The organism is Streptomyces sp. NPDC085931, from assembly GCF_044540565.1.
Taxonomy (GTDB): Bacteria; Actinomycetota; Actinomycetes; order Streptomycetales; family Streptomycetaceae; genus Streptomyces.
This window is the reverse complement of sequence record NZ_JBITSK010000010.1, coordinates 88,422-102,990: the sequence shown is the minus strand read 5'-3', so window position 1 is coordinate 102,990 and position 14,569 is coordinate 88,422. Positions and strand designations below refer to the sequence as shown.

The window sequence follows — 14,569 nt, the reverse complement described above, 5'->3', positions numbered from 1 at the left end:
TCAGACCGACTCGCGCCACCCGTTCGTGATCGGCAGTCGCCGGTCCTTGCCGAAGCCCTTCGCGGAGATCTTCGTCCCCGGCGGGTACTGCCGACGCTTGTACTCGGCCGTGTCGACCATGCGCAGGGTCTTCACGACCAGCTCGCGGTCGAAGCCGGCCGCGACGATCTCGTCCGCGCCGCGGTCCCGGTCGACGTACAGCTCCAGGATCGCGTCCAGCACCGGGTAGTCGGGCAGCGAGTCGGTGTCGACCTGGCCCGGGCGCAGCTCCGCGCTCGGCGGCTTGGTGAGGGAGTTCTCCGGGATCGGCGGGGTCTGGCCGCGCTCCCGGGCCGCCCGGTTGCGCCACTCGGCCAGCCGGAAGACCGACGTCTTGTACACGTCCTTGATGGGGCCGTACGCGCCGACGGAGTCGCCGTAGAGCGTGGAGTAGCCGACCGCCAGCTCCGACTTGTTGCCGGGGGCCAGGACGATGTGGCCCTCCTGGTTGGAGATCGCCATCAGCAGCGTGCCGCGCAGGCGCGACTGGAGGTTCTCCTCCGCCAGGTCCGTCAGGCCCAGCGAGCCCATGTAGGCGTCGAACATCGGCTCGATGGGGACCGTGCGGTAGTTCAGGCCCGTGCGGCGGGCCAGCTCGGCCGCGTCGTCCTTGGAGTGGTCCGAGGAGTACTTCGACGGCATGGACACGCCGTACACGTTCCGCGCGCCCACCGCGTCGCAGGCGATCGCCGCGACCAGGGCCGAGTCGATGCCGCCCGACAGGCCGATCAGCACCGACGAGAAACCGTTCTTCTCGACGTACGCCCGCAGGCCCACGACCAGCGCCGAGTAGACCTCCTCGTCGTCGTCCAGCCGGTCCGCGTAGCCGCCCGTCAGCTCCGGCTCGTACGCGGGCAGCGGCTCCTCGGACAGCACCACGCGCTCGATGCGCAGGCCGTCGTCGACCACGCCCTCCGGGGCGTCCGCGGCCGCCGCCGGCAGGTCCAGGTCCAGGACCACACAGCCCTCGGAGAACTGCGGCGCGCGGGCCACGACCTCGCCGTCCTTGTCGACGACGATCGAGTCGCCGTCGAAGACCAGCTCGTCCTGGCCGCCCATCATGGCCAGGTACGCCGTGGTGCAGCCGGCCTCCTGGGCCCGCTTGCGCACCAGCTCCAGGCGCGTGTCGTCCTTGTTGCGCTCGTAGGGGGAGGCGTTGATGGACACCAGCAGGCCCGCCTTCGCCGACCGGGCGGCGGGGACGCGGCCGCCGTCCTGCCACAGGTCCTCGCAGATGGCCAGGGCGACGTCCACGCCGTGCACCCGCAGCACCGGCATGCTGTCGCCGGGCACGAAGTAGCGGAACTCGTCGAAGACGCCGTAGTTCGGCAGGTGGTGCTTGGCGTAGGTCAGGACCACCTCGCCGCCGTGGAGCACCGCCCCCGCGTTGCGCGGCGCGCCGGCCGGCTGGCCGTACTTCGGCTGGGCGGTCTCGCTGCGGTCGAGATAGCCCACGATCACCGGCAGCCGGCCGAGTCCCTCCTCGGCCAGCCGGGCGGCGAGCGAGCGCAGCGCGGCCCGGGAGGCCTCCACGAAGGAGGATCTGAGGGCCAGGTCCTCGACGGGGTACCCGGTCAGCGCCATCTCCGGGAACGCCACGAGATGCGCTCCCTGCTCGGCGGAGTGCCGGGTCCAGCGGACGATCGACTCCGCGTTCGCGGCGAGGTCGCCGACGCGCGCGTCGATCTGGTTCAGGGCGAGACGTAGTTGAGGCACGTGGCCAGTGTAATCGTCAGAGCGACGCAATGGGGTGGTGTGGGTCATCCCACACCACCCCGTGTGCCGCCGTGCGGTCGTCAGCGCCGGTACGACTCGACGTAACCGGTCCCGGGCGAGCCCACGCCGGTGACGTCGTCGTAGCCCCTGACCGCCTTCAGCGAGCTGTCCCTGCCCAGGCTGCGCACGGACGTGGCCAGGCCGTCGGTGGCGTCGTAGCCGTTGACGAAGTCGACCCGGGCCACCGCCAGTGCCTTGCCCGTCGGGTCGTCGGTGACGTCGTGGTAGACCTTCGAGCCGTACTTCGCGTAGATCACCGGATTGGCGAAGCCGATCGCCCTGCCGCCGCGGGCCTGTTGGGCCAGCGCCTGGACGGCGGCGATGGTCGGCGCGGCGAGCGAGGTGCCGCCGATGCGGTACTCGCCGTACGCCTGCTTCCTCCCGTCGGGCAGGGTCTGCGTCTGCCCGACCAGGAAGCCGGTGTTCGGGTCGGCGATCGCGGCGATGTCCGGCACCACCCGGTTGCCGTCGGCGCCGTGGGCCCCGGCCAGCGCGTCCGGTACCACGCCCCGCTGGTAGGAGGGCTCGGCGACCGTCCGGCTGGTGCCGCCGCCCGCGCCGGAGGTGAAGGCGCCCGGGAAGTCCGTCCAGCTCGTGCCGTCGGCCGACAGGTTCGCCTTCTCGGTGCCCCAGCCGGTCTCCCAGAGGTAGGTGTCCCCCTTGCCGACGGCCAGCGAGGTGCCGCCGACGGCGGTGACCCACGCCGAGTTCGCCGGGGAGTCGACCTGCTTCGTGCCGGAGGCCGCGACCTCGTCGCCGTCGTCGCCGGAGGAGAAGTAGAAACCGATGCCCTCGACCGCGCCGAGCTGGAAGACCTGGTCGTAGGCGGCCGCCAGGTCCGGGGTCTGCGCCGACTCCACCTCGCCCCAGGAGTTGGAGACGATGTCCGCCAGGTGGTGGTCGACGACCTTGCCGAGCGCGTCGAGCAGGTCGCCGTCGGTGCAGGAGGTGGCGCCCACGTACGTCACGTCCGCGGCCGGGGCGACCGCGTGCACGGCCTCCACGTCCAGGGTCTCCTCGCCGTACCAGCCGGACGCCGAGCAGTCCTCGGTGCCGGTGTACTGCGCCGGCAGCACCTGGTGCAGCTGGCCCGTCCGCCACGTGGCGTCGCCGTGGCGCCCGGCGTAGGTGGCGGCGTCGTAGGCGATCGTCGGCGAGGCGTAGGCGTCCGTGACGGCGACCCGGACGCCCTTGCCGGTGCGGCTGCCCGCGCCGTAGGCGGCCCGCAGCTGCCTGCCCGTGTAGCCCCTGACCGCGTACGGGACCTTCGTGCCGTACGCGTCCGGCAGGGTGCTCGCGGTGTTCGAGCCGTAGTACGAGGAGAACGGGCCGGCGTTGCGGAACACGGTGTCGGGCGGAGGCAGCCGGTCGTCGTGGCCGACCCGGTGCGGCGCGGTGTCCAGGCCGGTCACGGTCAGGACGGCGCCGGCCAGGCCCCGCGGCACGGAGGCGGTGCCCGCCGGGGCGCGGTAGGTGCGGTCGCCCTTGGCGAAGTCGTGCAGCTGCGTGCCGAAGGCCCGCTCGGCGGCGGCCACGTCACCGGTGACCGAGACGTGGTGCCGGGTGACACCGGTGACCCGCAGACCGGCGCCCGTCAGCCAGGCCTTGACGGCCGCCACCTGCGCCTTCGTGGCGCCGAAGCGGGCCTGCGCCTGCTGCGCCGTCAGATACGCGCCGTACGAGGACGAGTGCGGGTCGGAGACGGCCCGCGCGTAGGCGGCGAGACCGGCGGAGTCCTTGCCGCGGAGGTAGACCCGGGCCGAGACCGCGGATCCGTCCGGGGCGGCGCCCCGGTCGGCGCGGGCCGTGGCCCACGCGGGCCTGGTGCCGGCGAGCGGGTCGCGGAGCGGATGGCCGGCGGCGTGCGCCGCGGGTATGCCGAGCGCCAGCGCACCGGCGAGCAGCGGCAGTGTCGCCGCCCTGCTCAGCCCGGCGCGCACCGTGGCGCGCTTGGATCTCATGGAACCCCCTGTGCGGTTCGTCGCGAGTGATCACTCGCCGCTCGCCACTCTCGCGATGAACCGTTCATGCGGGGGGAATGCGCACCCCAAGAAGCGCCCTCGGGAGGCCAAGAGGAGCCCAAGGGGCGTCCGCACAGGGCGATATGGGGCTTACGCCCTAGGAACGGGGCTCGGCGCCGCGCGCCTTGAGCAGGTCCGCCATGAGATCGATCTCCGACTGCTGCGCGTCCACCATGCCCTGCGCCAGCCGCCTCTCCACCCCGACCGCGCACTTGTCCACACAGCCCTCGGCCATGTGGATGCCGCCCTTGTGATGGTCCGTCATCAGCTGCAGGTAGAAGATCTCGGCCTGCTCGCCGCTGAGCCGGCCGAGCTTGCGCATCTCGGTGTTGGTCGCCATGCCCGGCATCAGCGCGCCGTCCTTGCCGGAGGCCATGCCGCCCATGTCCATCCAGGTCATCGGCGGCTCGGAGGACACCTTGGGCAGGCCCCACAGATCGAGCCAGCCCAGCAGCATGCCGCGCTGGTTGGCCTGTGTCTGCGCGATGTCGTAGGCGAGCCGGCGCACCTCCTCGTCCTCGGTGCGGTCGCGCACGATGTACGACATCTCCACGGCCTGCTGGTGGTGCACCGCCATGTCGCGCGCGAACCCGGCGTCGGCGGACTCGGCGGAGGGGGTCGTGCTCCCGCCGTCGTCCCCGGCGACGGCGTAGGTGATCGCCCCGGCCGCGACGAGCGCCGTCGCCGCGGCCCCGGCGATCAGACCGGCCTGCCTCACTGCGACAGCCCGTTGGTGCAGGCGGCACCCGGCTCGGGGGTCTGCTCGCCCTGGACGAACTTCTCGAAGAACTTGTCGACGTTCGGGTCATCCGCGCCCGTCACCGTGCGCTGGTGACCCCACGCCGAGAGCATGATCGGGTCCTTCTGGTCGTCCATCGGGCTCATCAGCGTGTACGGCGTCTTCTTCACCTTCGCCGCGAGCGCGTCCACGTCGGCCTTCTTCGCGGCGGCGTTGTACGTCACCCACACCGCGCCGTGCTCCAGCGAGTGCACGGCGTTGGTGTTGTTGATCTCCTTGGTGTAGACGTCGCCGTTGCAGTTCATCCACACCTGATTGTGGTCGCCGCCGACCGGCGGCTCGGTGGCGTACTTCACCGCCTTGGTGACGTGGTTGCGGGAGAGCTTGCCCTCCCAGGTCTTCACGCCGTCCTTGCCGGTGACGAACTTGCCCTTGCCCGAGGAGTCGCTCGCCGCGGTGCCGCTGCCGCCGTCCGACTGGGACCGCACGAGCACGACGCCACCGGCCACCAGGCCGCCGACGATCACGACGCTGGCCGCGATGGTGAGGATCCGGTTGCGGCGGTCACGGGCCTGCTCGGCACGCCGCATCTCCTCTATTCGCGCCTTGCGTGCCGTGTTGCTCTTCTTGGCGGAGCCCATGAGGTGTCCTTCGGGGGAAAAGTGGGACGGTCGGGTGGCCTGATCGTAATGGGGGAGGCGGGGCCCCTCGTAGAGCGGCCGCGGGAAAGGGCCGAATCGATACGGCAACGACAGCTGCCCGACAGCTCCGGCCGGCCGGGCCCCGGATCATTTGAACCGCCCGTACCTGTTTACCTACGCTGCCCGCATGCGGCTGCTGCGCTCCACCGACCTCGCCCTGCGGGTCCTCATGCGGCTCGCCGTCGCCGGCGAGTCGAGTCCGACGACCCGGGAGGTCGCCGACGGCATGGGCGTGCCGTACACCCACCTGGCGAAGGTCGTCGCCGAGCTGCAGCACAGCGGGCTGCTGACGGCCCGCCGCGGCCGCGGCGGCGGACTCGCCCTCACCGAGCGGGGCCGCACGGCGTCGGTGGGCGCCGTGGTCCGTGCCTTCGAGGGCGAGGGCGACGTCGTCGACTGCGAGGGCCCGACCCCCTGCCCCCTGAACTCCGCCTGCCGCCTGCGCGGCGCCCTGCGCCGGGCCCAGGAGGCGTTCTTCGCCTCCCTGGACCCGCTCACCGTGGCGGACATCGCGGCGGAGCCGACCGGGGCCCTGCTGCTGGGGATCTCCCGGCCGGACCGTCCCGAGGAGCGGCGGCCCTAGACCGTTGCCGACGGATGAGCGGCCGCCCGGCGTGCGGCCGCCCGGCGTGCGGCCGCCCCATGTGCGGCCGCCCCATGTGCGGCCGCCCCGCGTGCGGTCCGTCCTGCGTGTGGTCCGCGTGCGGTCGGTCCCGCGTGCGGTCAGCCCTGTCCGGCCAGCCACAGGTCCGGGCCGAAGACCTCGTAGTGGATGTCGGCCGGTGCCACGCCCTTGGCCAGCAGCTGGGTGCGCACGGCCCGCATGAACGGCAGCGGGCCGCACAGGTACGCGCGCGTGCCCGGGGCGACCGGGACCTCGGTGAGGTCGACCAGGCCGGTACGGGCGCCGGCCGGGGCGTCCTGCTCGTACCAGAGGTGCAGGGCCGCCCCCGGCAGCTTGCCCGCCCAGGACTCGTGGTCGGCGCGCAGGGCGTGGGTGGCGGGCGAGCGGTCGCCGTGGACGACGGTGACCGGGGCGCGGTGGCCCGAGCCGGCGAGGTGGGCCAGCATCGCGGTGATCGGCGTGACGCCGATGCCCGCAGAGGCCAGCAGCAGGGGGGTGTCGGGGCCGGCGTCCAGGACCAGGTCGCCGAAGGCCTCGGACAGCTCCAGGACGTCGCCTTCGCGCACGCGCGCGTGCAGGTGATGGGAGACCTCGCCGTCGGGGGCGCCGTCGCCGTGCACGCGCTTCACGCTGATCTGCCGCAGGTCCCCTCCCGGCGCCCCGGAGAGGCTGTACTGCCGTATCTGCCGGGCGCCGTCCGGCAGGGCGACGCGGACGGAGACGTACTGGCCGGCGGCGAAGTCCCGCACGGGGCCGCCGTCGGCGGGCCGCAGCCGGAACGTCACCACGTCCGGGGTCTCGACGACCCGCTCGACGACCTCCCACGGCCGCCAGGCGACCGGGCCGCGCTCCTCGTGCAGCCGCCGCTCCACGGCGATCAGGGCGTTCGCCATCAGCCAGTAGACCTCGTCCCAGGCGGCGGCGACCTCGGGGGTGACGGCCTCGCCGAGCACGTCCGCGATGGCGGCGAACAGGTGCTCGTGGACGATGCCGTACTGCTCGGGGGCGACGCCGAGGGAGGCGTGTTTGTGGGCGATGCGCCGCAGCATCGCGTCCGGCCGCTGCTCCGGATGGTCCAGCAGGTGCGCGGCGAAGGCGGCGATGGAGCCCGCGAGCGCCTGCCGCTGGGTGCCGGCGGCCTGGTTGCCCCGGTTGAACAGGTCGCGCAGCAACGCCGGGTGGGCTGCGAACAGACCGGCGTAGAAGCGCTCGGTGATCGTCTCCAGGGCCGCGCCGACGGCGGGCAGGGTGGCGCGGACGGTGGTGGCGGACTGCTCGGACAGCATCGGGCCTCCTCACAACTCGACTGCGCGCACGCTAATTAAAGTTGCATTTGAGATGCAAATTAAGGCCCGGGGGAGCGAAACGGACCGGCCGTTACGGATGTCGGTACGAGCAGGCACTATGGGCTCAGGAGCAGTCCACCCGCGGTACGCGGATCGTCCGGTCCCCGCCGGTCGGGCGATCATGGTCCGCAACGCGTACGAAACGGTCGTGTGGTGGGATGCTCAGGTGCCCGACCGCCTCCCGTGGTACGGAAGACAGGCGGCCTGACCAGCAAGGATGGGGAAGCGGAAGATGGACAAGCAGCAGGAGTTCGTGCTCCGGACGTTGGAGGAGCGCGACATCCGGTTCGTACGCCTGTGGTTCACGGACGTGCTGGGCTTCCTCAAGTCCGTCGCCGTGGCCCCGGCCGAACTGGAACAGGCCTTCGACGAGGGCATCGGCTTCGACGGCTCCGCGATCGAGGGCTTCGCCCGGGTCTACGAGTCCGACATGATCGCCAAGCCGGACCCGTCGACCTTCCAGATCCTGCCCTGGCGCGCCGAGGCCCCGGGCACGGCGCGCATGTTCTGCGACATCCTCATGCCGGACGGCTCCCCGTCCTTCGCCGACCCGCGCTACGTGCTCAAGCGCGCCCTGGCCCGCGCCTCCGACCTGGGCTTCACGTTCTACACCCACCCGGAGATCGAGTTCTTCCTGCTCAAGGACCGCCCCCTGGACGGCTCCCGCCCCACCCCGGCCGACAACTCCGGCTACTTCGACCACACCCCGACCAACGTCGGCATGGACTTCCGCCGCCAGGCCATCACGATGCTGGAGTCGATGGGCATCTCGGTCGAGTTCTCCCACCACGAGGGCGCGCCCGGCCAGCAGGAGATCGACCTCCGCTACGCCGACGCGCTCTCCACGGCCGACAACGTCATGACGTTCCGCCTGGTCATGAAGCAGGTGGCGCTGGAGCAGGGCGTGCACGCCACGTTCATGCCGAAGCCGTTCTCCGAGCACCCGGGCTCCGGCATGCACACCCACCTCTCCCTCTTCGAGGGCGACCGCAACGCGTTCTACGAGTCGGGCTCGGAGTACCAGCTGTCCAAGGTGGGCCGCTCCTTCATCGCGGGCCTGCTGCGGCACGCGGCGGAGGTCTCCGCGGTCACCAACCAGTGGGTCAACTCCTACAAGCGCATCTGGGGCGGCGCGGAGCGCACGGCGGGCGCGGGCGGCGAGGCGCCGTCGTACATCTGCTGGGGCCACAACAACCGCTCGGCGCTGGTCCGGGTCCCGATGTACAAGCCCGGCAAGACGGGCTCGGCCCGGGTCGAGGTCCGCTCCCTGGACTCCGGCGCGAACCCCTACCTCGCCTACGCCGTCCTGCTCGCCGCGGGCCTCAAGGGCATCGAGGAGGGCTACGAGCTCCCGCCGGGCGCCGAGGACGACGTCTGGGCCCTGTCCGACGCGGAGCGCCGCGCGATGGGCATCGAGCCGCTCCCGCAGAACCTGGGCGAGGCCCTGACCCTGATGGAACGCAGCGACCTGGTCGCCGAGACCCTCGGCGAGCACGTCTTCGACTTCTTCCTGCGCAACAAGCGCCAGGAGTGGGAGGAGTACCGCTCGGAGGTCACCGCCTTCGAGCTGCGGAAGAACCTTCCGGCGCTGTAGGGGCGGGCAGGGGTGGTCGCGGTACGCATGGCGGCGGCGGTGCTGGGCACATGGGCCGCCCTGATCGCGCTTCTCCTCGCGCCGTCGCCCCTGCCGGAGCGGTGGCGGCACTACGTCTACTCTCCGGCGAGCGTGGGCCTGTGGCTGCTCGCCGTGCTCGTCGCGCCCGTCGTGGTGTGCGTCGTCAAGTGGCCCTGGATCAGGTCGGGCGGCCGGTGAGGACCGACGTGCTCTCCGGCCCGGTGGAGGCCGGCCGGGGAGCGTCGGCCTCCGCTCACAGTGATGCCGTCTGCGGCACCGCCTCCCAGACGAAGCCGTCCGGGTCCGTGAACGCCCCCGCGTCGCCGCCGATGACGAGGCGGTGGGAGCCCGTGCCGTCGGGGGAGACGCCGGCGACCTTCGCCAGGCCGCGGCGCTTGTACAGCGACAGCTTCACGGGGCCCGGCCCGGTCTCGAACTCGACGTACTTGCCGCCGAAGCTCTTGGCCACGGCCAGGCCGTGCTCGACGTAGAACCGCTTGGTGGCCCTCACGTCCTCGACGCCGAGCAGCAGCACGATCTCGTCGAACTCCGGCCCGGCCGGGCCGGAGTCCTTCTTCGACGACGAGGCGAGCTGCCAGATCGTGCCGTCCGGGGCCCGCACCACGCCGCCGTAGCCCCACAGGGACCTGGCGGCGGGCTTGAGCACCGTGGCACCGGCCGCCACGGCCGCGTCGACGAGGGCGTCGACGTTGCCAGGCTGGGAGGTCACCAGGGACAGCGTGAAGCCGCGGAAACCGGTCGACGGCGCCTGCGAGGCCCGCAGGCGCACCTGCCCGCCCAGGCCGAAGGCGATGCCGTAGAAGCGTTCGGCGGCGGCCGGATCGTCCACTTCGAGGATGACGCATGCGAGGGAGGTCATGCCTTCGACGCTAGCCGCGCCCCGGGCTTCCGGCTTCTCGATTCCTGACCGGTCCGATCGCCCCCACCGCGGCCGGTCAGGCCTCCCGCTGCCGCGGCCGGTCAGGTCTCCCCCCACCGCGGCCGGTCAGGCCTCCCGCTGCCGCTTCTGGTTCGCCAGCAGCTGGTGCAGCGGTTCCGTCGCCCGCCTGCGGTACTCCTGCACCGCCCAGCCGTTGCCGTCCGGGTCCCGGAAGTGCATGAAGGTGGCGCCGTCGTCCGGGGCGTACCGGACCGGCTCCGAGATGTCCAGGCCGCGGGCGACGAACTCGGCGTGCGCCGCCTCGATGTCGGCCACGCACAGCTGCAGACCCTGGTAGGACCCGGGGGCCGGGGTGGGGCCCGGGGTCATCTCCCACAGCGAGTCGCCGAGGGCGATCGAACAGCCGGAACCCGGCGGGGTCAGCTGGACGATCCGCATCCCGGGCATGACCTCCTGGTCGATGTCCACGTGGAAGCCGACCCTGTCCCGGTAGAAGTCCCGGGCCCGGTCGATGTCGGTCACGGGCAGCGGGATGACTTCGAGGGTGATGTCCACGGCGTGACTCCTTCGTCGGGCGATACCGCGACCAGGCGCCGGTCGGCACCCGGACCAGGCACCGGGCGTCAGTCGAACGCCACCGTGTCTGGCTGAACGGCTCTCCCTCACCGAAGCCGAAAACCGTACGCGGCGCCACCGAGTAGACGGCCGCGCGCCCCGCGCCGTGGTGGCTGGGCTCTCCACGAGGTCCTCCCGACCCGGGCCCTCCCCCGTGCGGACTCCGGCCGCCTGCCGAACTCATCGGCGCTGACCCGGGCCCTGCCGTTAGGCTCGAAGCCGTACGACCTTGATCCGATGCAGGTCCGGAAACAGTGCGAGGGAGGCCCGGATGACGGCGGCCCCGGGGCGCAGGAGCAGTACCTTCACACGGCTGCTGCGGCACGGCTTCACCGACGCCTCCGCCGCCGAGCGGCTCCTGGACAGCGTCGAGCTCGCGCCCTTGCGCGACGACCCGGTGCTGCTGGACGCGCTGGGCGCGACCGCCGACCCCGATCTCGCGCTGCTCGGCCTCGTCCGGCTGCTGGAGGCCCAGCCGCACCCGGGCGCCCGCCGGGAGCTGCTCGACACGCTGATCTCGGCCAAGCCGCTGCGCGACCGGCTCCTCGGTGTCCTCGGCGCCTCCACCGCCCTCGCCGACCACCTCACCCGGCACCCGGACGACTGGCAGGCCCTCGTGACCTACGAGGCGCGGGACCTGCACCCCGGGGTGGCGGAGTTCGAGGCCGGCCTCGCACCGGCCGACGACCCGGTCTCGCTGCGCGTCGCCTACCGGCGCTGCCTGCTGTCCATCGCCGCCCGCGACGTGTGCGGCACGACCGGGGTCGCCGAGTCCGCCGCCGAGCTGGCCGACCTCGCCACCGCCACCCTGCGCGCCGCCCTCGGCCTGGCCCGGGCCGCCGCGCCCGAGGACGCCGCCCTGTGCCGGCTCGCCGTCATCGCGATGGGCAAGTGCGGCGGCCACGAGCTGAACTACGTCTCCGACGTCGACGTCATCTTCGTCGGCGAGGCCGTCGAGGGGGCGGACGAGACCAAGGCGATCCGGGCCGCGACCCGGCTCGCCTCGCACATGATGCGGATCTGCTCGGAGACCACCGTCGAGGGCTCCATCTGGCCCGTCGACGCCAACCTCCGCCCCGAGGGCCGCAACGGCCCGCTGGTGCGCACCCTCGCCAGCCACCTCGCCTACTACCAGCGCTGGGCCAAGACCTGGGAGTTCCAGGCGCTGCTCAAGGCCCGCCCGGTCGCCGGCGACCTCGACCTCGGCGCGGAGTACGTCGACGCCGTCCAGCCGCTGGTGTGGAAGGCCGCCGAGCGCGAGAACTTCGTCTCCGACGTGCAGAAGATGCGCCGCCGCGTCGTGGAGAACATCCCCGCCGCCGAGGTCGACCGCCAGCTGAAGCTGGGCCCGGGCGGCCTGAGGGACGTCGAGTTCGCCGTGCAGCTGCTGCAGCTGGTGCACGGCCGCACCGACCCCTCCCTGCGCAGCGGCACGACCCTCGACGCGCTCAAGGCCCTCGCCGCCGGCGGCTACGTCGGCCGCTCCGACGCCGCGCAGCTCGACGAGGCCTACCGCTTCCTGCGCACCCTGGAGCACCGCATCCAGCTGTTCCGGCTGCGGCGGACCCACCTCGTGCCGGAGGACGAGGCGGAGCTGCGCCGCATCGGCCGCTCCCTGGGCCTGCGCACCGACCCGGTCGCCGACCTGCTCCGCGAGTGGCGGCGGCACGCCACCGTCGTACGCCGGCTGCACGAGAAGCTGTTCTACCGGCCGCTGCTCGACGCGGTCGCCCAGCTCGCCACCGGCGAGGCCCGGCTCAGCGCCGAGGCCGCCCGGGAACGCATGGTCGCCCTCGGCTACGCCGACCCGGCCTCCGCCCTGCGGCACCTGGAGGCGCTGGCCTCCGGCGTCACCCGCAAGGCCGCCATCCAGCGCACCCTGCTGCCCGTGCTGCTCGGCTGGTTCGCCGACTCCGCCGACCCGGACGCGGGCCTGCTCAACTTCCGCAAGGTCTCCGACGCCCTCGGCAAGACGCCCTGGTACCTGCGGCTGCTGCGGGACGAGGGCGCCGCCGCGCAGAACCTCGCCCGGGTGCTGTCGGCCGGCCGCCTCGCCCCCGACCTGCTGATGCGCGCGCCCGAGGCGGTCGCGCTGCTCGGCGACGGGGACGGCGGCGGCCTCTCGCCCCGCCCGCGCGCCCATCTGGAGCAGGAGGTACTCGCCGCGGTGAACCGGGCGGACGGGGCCGCCCAGGCCGTCACGGCCGCGCGCGGGGTGCGCCGCCGGGAGCTGTTCCGCACGGCCGCCGCCGACATCGTCGGCTCCTACGGCACCGAGGAGCAGCCCGCCGAGGCCGACCAGGGCGCCCTGGTGGACCGGGTCGGGACGGCGGTGTCCGACCTGACCGCCGCGACCCTCGCCGGCACGCTCCGCGCGGTCGTCCGGGACGGCTGGGGCGACGAGCTGCCCACCCGCTTCGCGATCATCGCCATGGGCCGGTTCGGCGGCCACGAACTGGGCTACGGCTCCGACGCGGACGTGCTGTTCGTGCACGAACCGCGCGACGGCGTCGACGAGCGGGAGGCGTCCCAGGCGGCGAACAAGGTCGTCTCCGAGATGCGCCGCCTGCTGCAGATCCCCAGCGCCGACCCGCCCCTGCTCATCGACGCCGACCTGCGCCCGGAGGGCAAGTCCGGGCCGCTGGTGCGCACGCTCACCTCGTACGCGGCGTACTACCGCCGGTGGTCGCTGACCTGGGAGTCGCACGCCCTGCTGCGGGCCGAGCCGGTCGCCGGGGATGCGGACCTGGGCCGCCGCTTCATCGAGCTGATCGACCCGCTGCGCTACCCGGCGGACGGGCTCGGCGACGAGGCCGTGCGCGAGATCAGGCGGCTGAAGGCGCGCATGGAGCGGGAGCGGCTGCCGCGCGGCGCCGATCCCAAGCTGCACGCCAAGCTCGGGCCGGGCGGGCTGTCGGACGTGGAGTGGACCGTACAGCTGCTGCAGCTGCGGCACGCCGCCCGGGAACCGGGGCTGCGCACCACCCGCACCCGCGAGGCCCTGGCCGCCGCCCGGTCGGCCGGGCTCATCACGGACGAGGACGCCGCGACGCTCGACGAGGCCTGGGTCCTGGCCACCCGGGTCCGCAACGCGGTGATGCTGGTGCGCGGCCGGGCCGGCGACACCTTCCCCTCCGACCCGCGCGAACTGGCCGCCGTCGGCCGGTACCTGGGCCACAACCCGGGCCACGTCGGCGACATGCTGGACGCCTACCGGCGCACCGCCCGCCGGGCGCGGGGCGTGGTGGAGGAGCTGTTCTACGGGGTGGCCGAGCGCTGAGCTGGCCGGGCCGGCTTCCGCTGCGGCACCCGCTTCGGCAGGGCGTACGGCAGCGTGCCGTACCAGACCCGGGCCACCGCGAACCCGAACGCCAGGCACAGCACGCCGCCGACCGCGTCCAGCCAGAAGTGGTTGGCCGTGGCGACGATCACCACCAGGGTCAGCGCCGGGTACAGCAGCCCCAGCACCCGCACCCACGGGACCGACGCCAGCGCGAAGATCGTCAGACCGCACCACACCGACCAGCCGATGTGCATCGACGGCATCGCGGCGTACTGGTTGGACATGTTCTTCAGATCGCCGGACGCCATCGAGCCCCAGGTCTGGTGGACCATGACCGTGTCGACGAAGCCGCCGCCGGTCATCAGCCGCGGGGGCGCCAGCGGATACAGGTAGTAGCCGACCAGGGCGACGGCGGTGGTCGAGAACAGCACCAGCCGGGTCGCCGCGTACCGGCCGGGATGGCGGCGGTACAGCCACACCAGCACACCCAGCGTGACCACGAAGTGCAGCGTCGCGTAGTAGTAGTTCATGCCGATGATCAGCCAAGTCACCGAGTTCACGGCATGGTTGACCGACTCCTCGACGGCGATGCCCAGCCGGTGCTCGGCCTGCCAGATCCAGTCGGCGTTGCGCAGCGCCTCGGCCCGCTGCTCGGGCACGGCGTTGCGGACGAGTGAGTACGTCCAGTAACTCACCGCGATCAGCAGGATCTCGAACCAGAAGCGGGGCCGGCGCGGGGTGCGCAGCCGGCGCAGCGTCCGCGGTCCCGGCTCGGCCGCAACGGGGGGCGGGAGGGCCGCCTCCAGGCCCTCCGGCTGCGTCACGGTCGCGTCACCCATAGGCACAAAGTCTGCCAGAAAAGGACTTCCCCACCGATCATCCCGCGGCCCGGCCGGAGCCGCATGTTC

12 protein-coding genes are annotated in these 14,569 nt (G+C 72.9%); 4 read left to right on the top strand and 8 right to left on the bottom strand.

Annotated features, from left to right (window positions below):
• The 4 genes from ACIGAN_RS22215 to ACIGAN_RS22200 form a co-directional block, all read right to left on the bottom strand.
• The gene (locus ACIGAN_RS22215) at positions 1-1,755 is read right to left on the bottom strand and encodes an NAD+ synthase (RefSeq protein WP_399859806.1); all 1,755 of its coding nucleotides are present in this window, start codon (positions 1,753-1,755) and stop codon (positions 1-3) included.
• 80 nt (positions 1,756-1,835) lie between these two features.
• Positions 1,836-3,776 (bottom strand): S53 family peptidase, encoded by a 1,941-nt coding sequence (locus tag ACIGAN_RS22210; RefSeq protein ID WP_399859803.1) that lies wholly within the window; start codon positions 3,774-3,776, stop codon positions 1,836-1,838.
• A 157-nt stretch (positions 3,777-3,933) separates the two neighbouring features.
• Entirely contained in the window at positions 3,934-4,554 is a 621-nt protein-coding gene (locus ACIGAN_RS22205; protein WP_399859800.1) for a DUF305 domain-containing protein, read from the bottom strand.
• The gene (locus tag ACIGAN_RS22200; RefSeq protein WP_365086824.1) at positions 4,551-5,216 is read right to left on the bottom strand and encodes a DUF3105 domain-containing protein; all 666 of its coding nucleotides are present in this window, start codon (positions 5,214-5,216) and stop codon (positions 4,551-4,553) included. Before ACIGAN_RS22200 ends, ACIGAN_RS22205 begins: the two co-directional genes overlap by 4 nt.
• Before the next feature lie 187 nt (positions 5,217-5,403).
• Between ACIGAN_RS22200 and ACIGAN_RS22195 the strand changes: the two genes are divergently transcribed.
• Positions 5,404-5,859, top strand: coding sequence for an RrF2 family transcriptional regulator (locus ACIGAN_RS22195; protein WP_365737790.1), 456 nt, complete (start codon positions 5,404-5,406; stop codon positions 5,857-5,859).
• Positions 5,860-5,999: 140 nt separating this feature from the next.
• Here the strand turns inward: ACIGAN_RS22195 and ACIGAN_RS22190 are convergent, their stop codons facing one another.
• Positions 6,000-7,187, bottom strand: coding sequence for a globin domain-containing protein (locus ACIGAN_RS22190; RefSeq protein WP_399859797.1), 1,188 nt, complete (start codon positions 7,185-7,187; stop codon positions 6,000-6,002).
• A gap of 292 nt (positions 7,188-7,479) precedes the next feature.
• On the opposite strand from ACIGAN_RS22190, the gene glnA reads away from it, so the two are divergent.
• Positions 7,480-8,841, top strand: coding sequence for a type I glutamate--ammonia ligase (gene glnA, locus ACIGAN_RS22185; RefSeq protein WP_094056627.1), 1,362 nt, complete (start codon positions 7,480-7,482; stop codon positions 8,839-8,841).
• Positions 8,842-8,853: 12 nt separating this feature from the next.
• A complete protein-coding gene (locus ACIGAN_RS22180; protein ID WP_365737794.1) occupies positions 8,854-9,060 on the top strand; it encodes a hypothetical protein in 207 nt (68 codons plus the stop codon).
• A 55-nt stretch (positions 9,061-9,115) separates the two neighbouring features.
• Here ACIGAN_RS22180 and ACIGAN_RS22175 read toward each other — a convergent pair whose 3' ends face one another.
• Together ACIGAN_RS22175 and ACIGAN_RS22170 are read right to left on the bottom strand one after the other, a co-directional pair.
• A complete protein-coding gene (locus ACIGAN_RS22175) occupies positions 9,116-9,742 on the bottom strand; it encodes a glyoxalase (protein ID WP_399859794.1) in 627 nt (208 codons plus the stop codon).
• 126 nt (positions 9,743-9,868) lie between these two features.
• Positions 9,869-10,318: a VOC family protein gene (locus tag ACIGAN_RS22170; protein WP_365737798.1), complete on the bottom strand. Its 450-nt coding sequence runs from the start codon at positions 10,316-10,318 to the stop codon at positions 9,869-9,871.
• Positions 10,319-10,649: 331 nt separating this feature from the next.
• On the opposite strand from ACIGAN_RS22170, the gene ACIGAN_RS22165 reads away from it, so the two are divergent.
• Positions 10,650-13,658, top strand: a complete 3,009-nt coding sequence (locus tag ACIGAN_RS22165; protein WP_399859791.1) for a bifunctional [glutamine synthetase] adenylyltransferase/[glutamine synthetase]-adenylyl-L-tyrosine phosphorylase — start codon at positions 10,650-10,652, stop codon at positions 13,656-13,658.
• Here ACIGAN_RS22165 and ACIGAN_RS22160 read toward each other — a convergent pair.
• The gene (locus ACIGAN_RS22160) at positions 13,637-14,500 is read right to left on the bottom strand and encodes a phosphatase PAP2 family protein (RefSeq protein WP_399859788.1); all 864 of its coding nucleotides are present in this window, start codon (positions 14,498-14,500) and stop codon (positions 13,637-13,639) included. The two genes, ACIGAN_RS22165 and ACIGAN_RS22160, sit on opposite strands and share 22 nt — an antisense overlap.
• Positions 14,501-14,569: the final 69 nt, after the last annotated feature.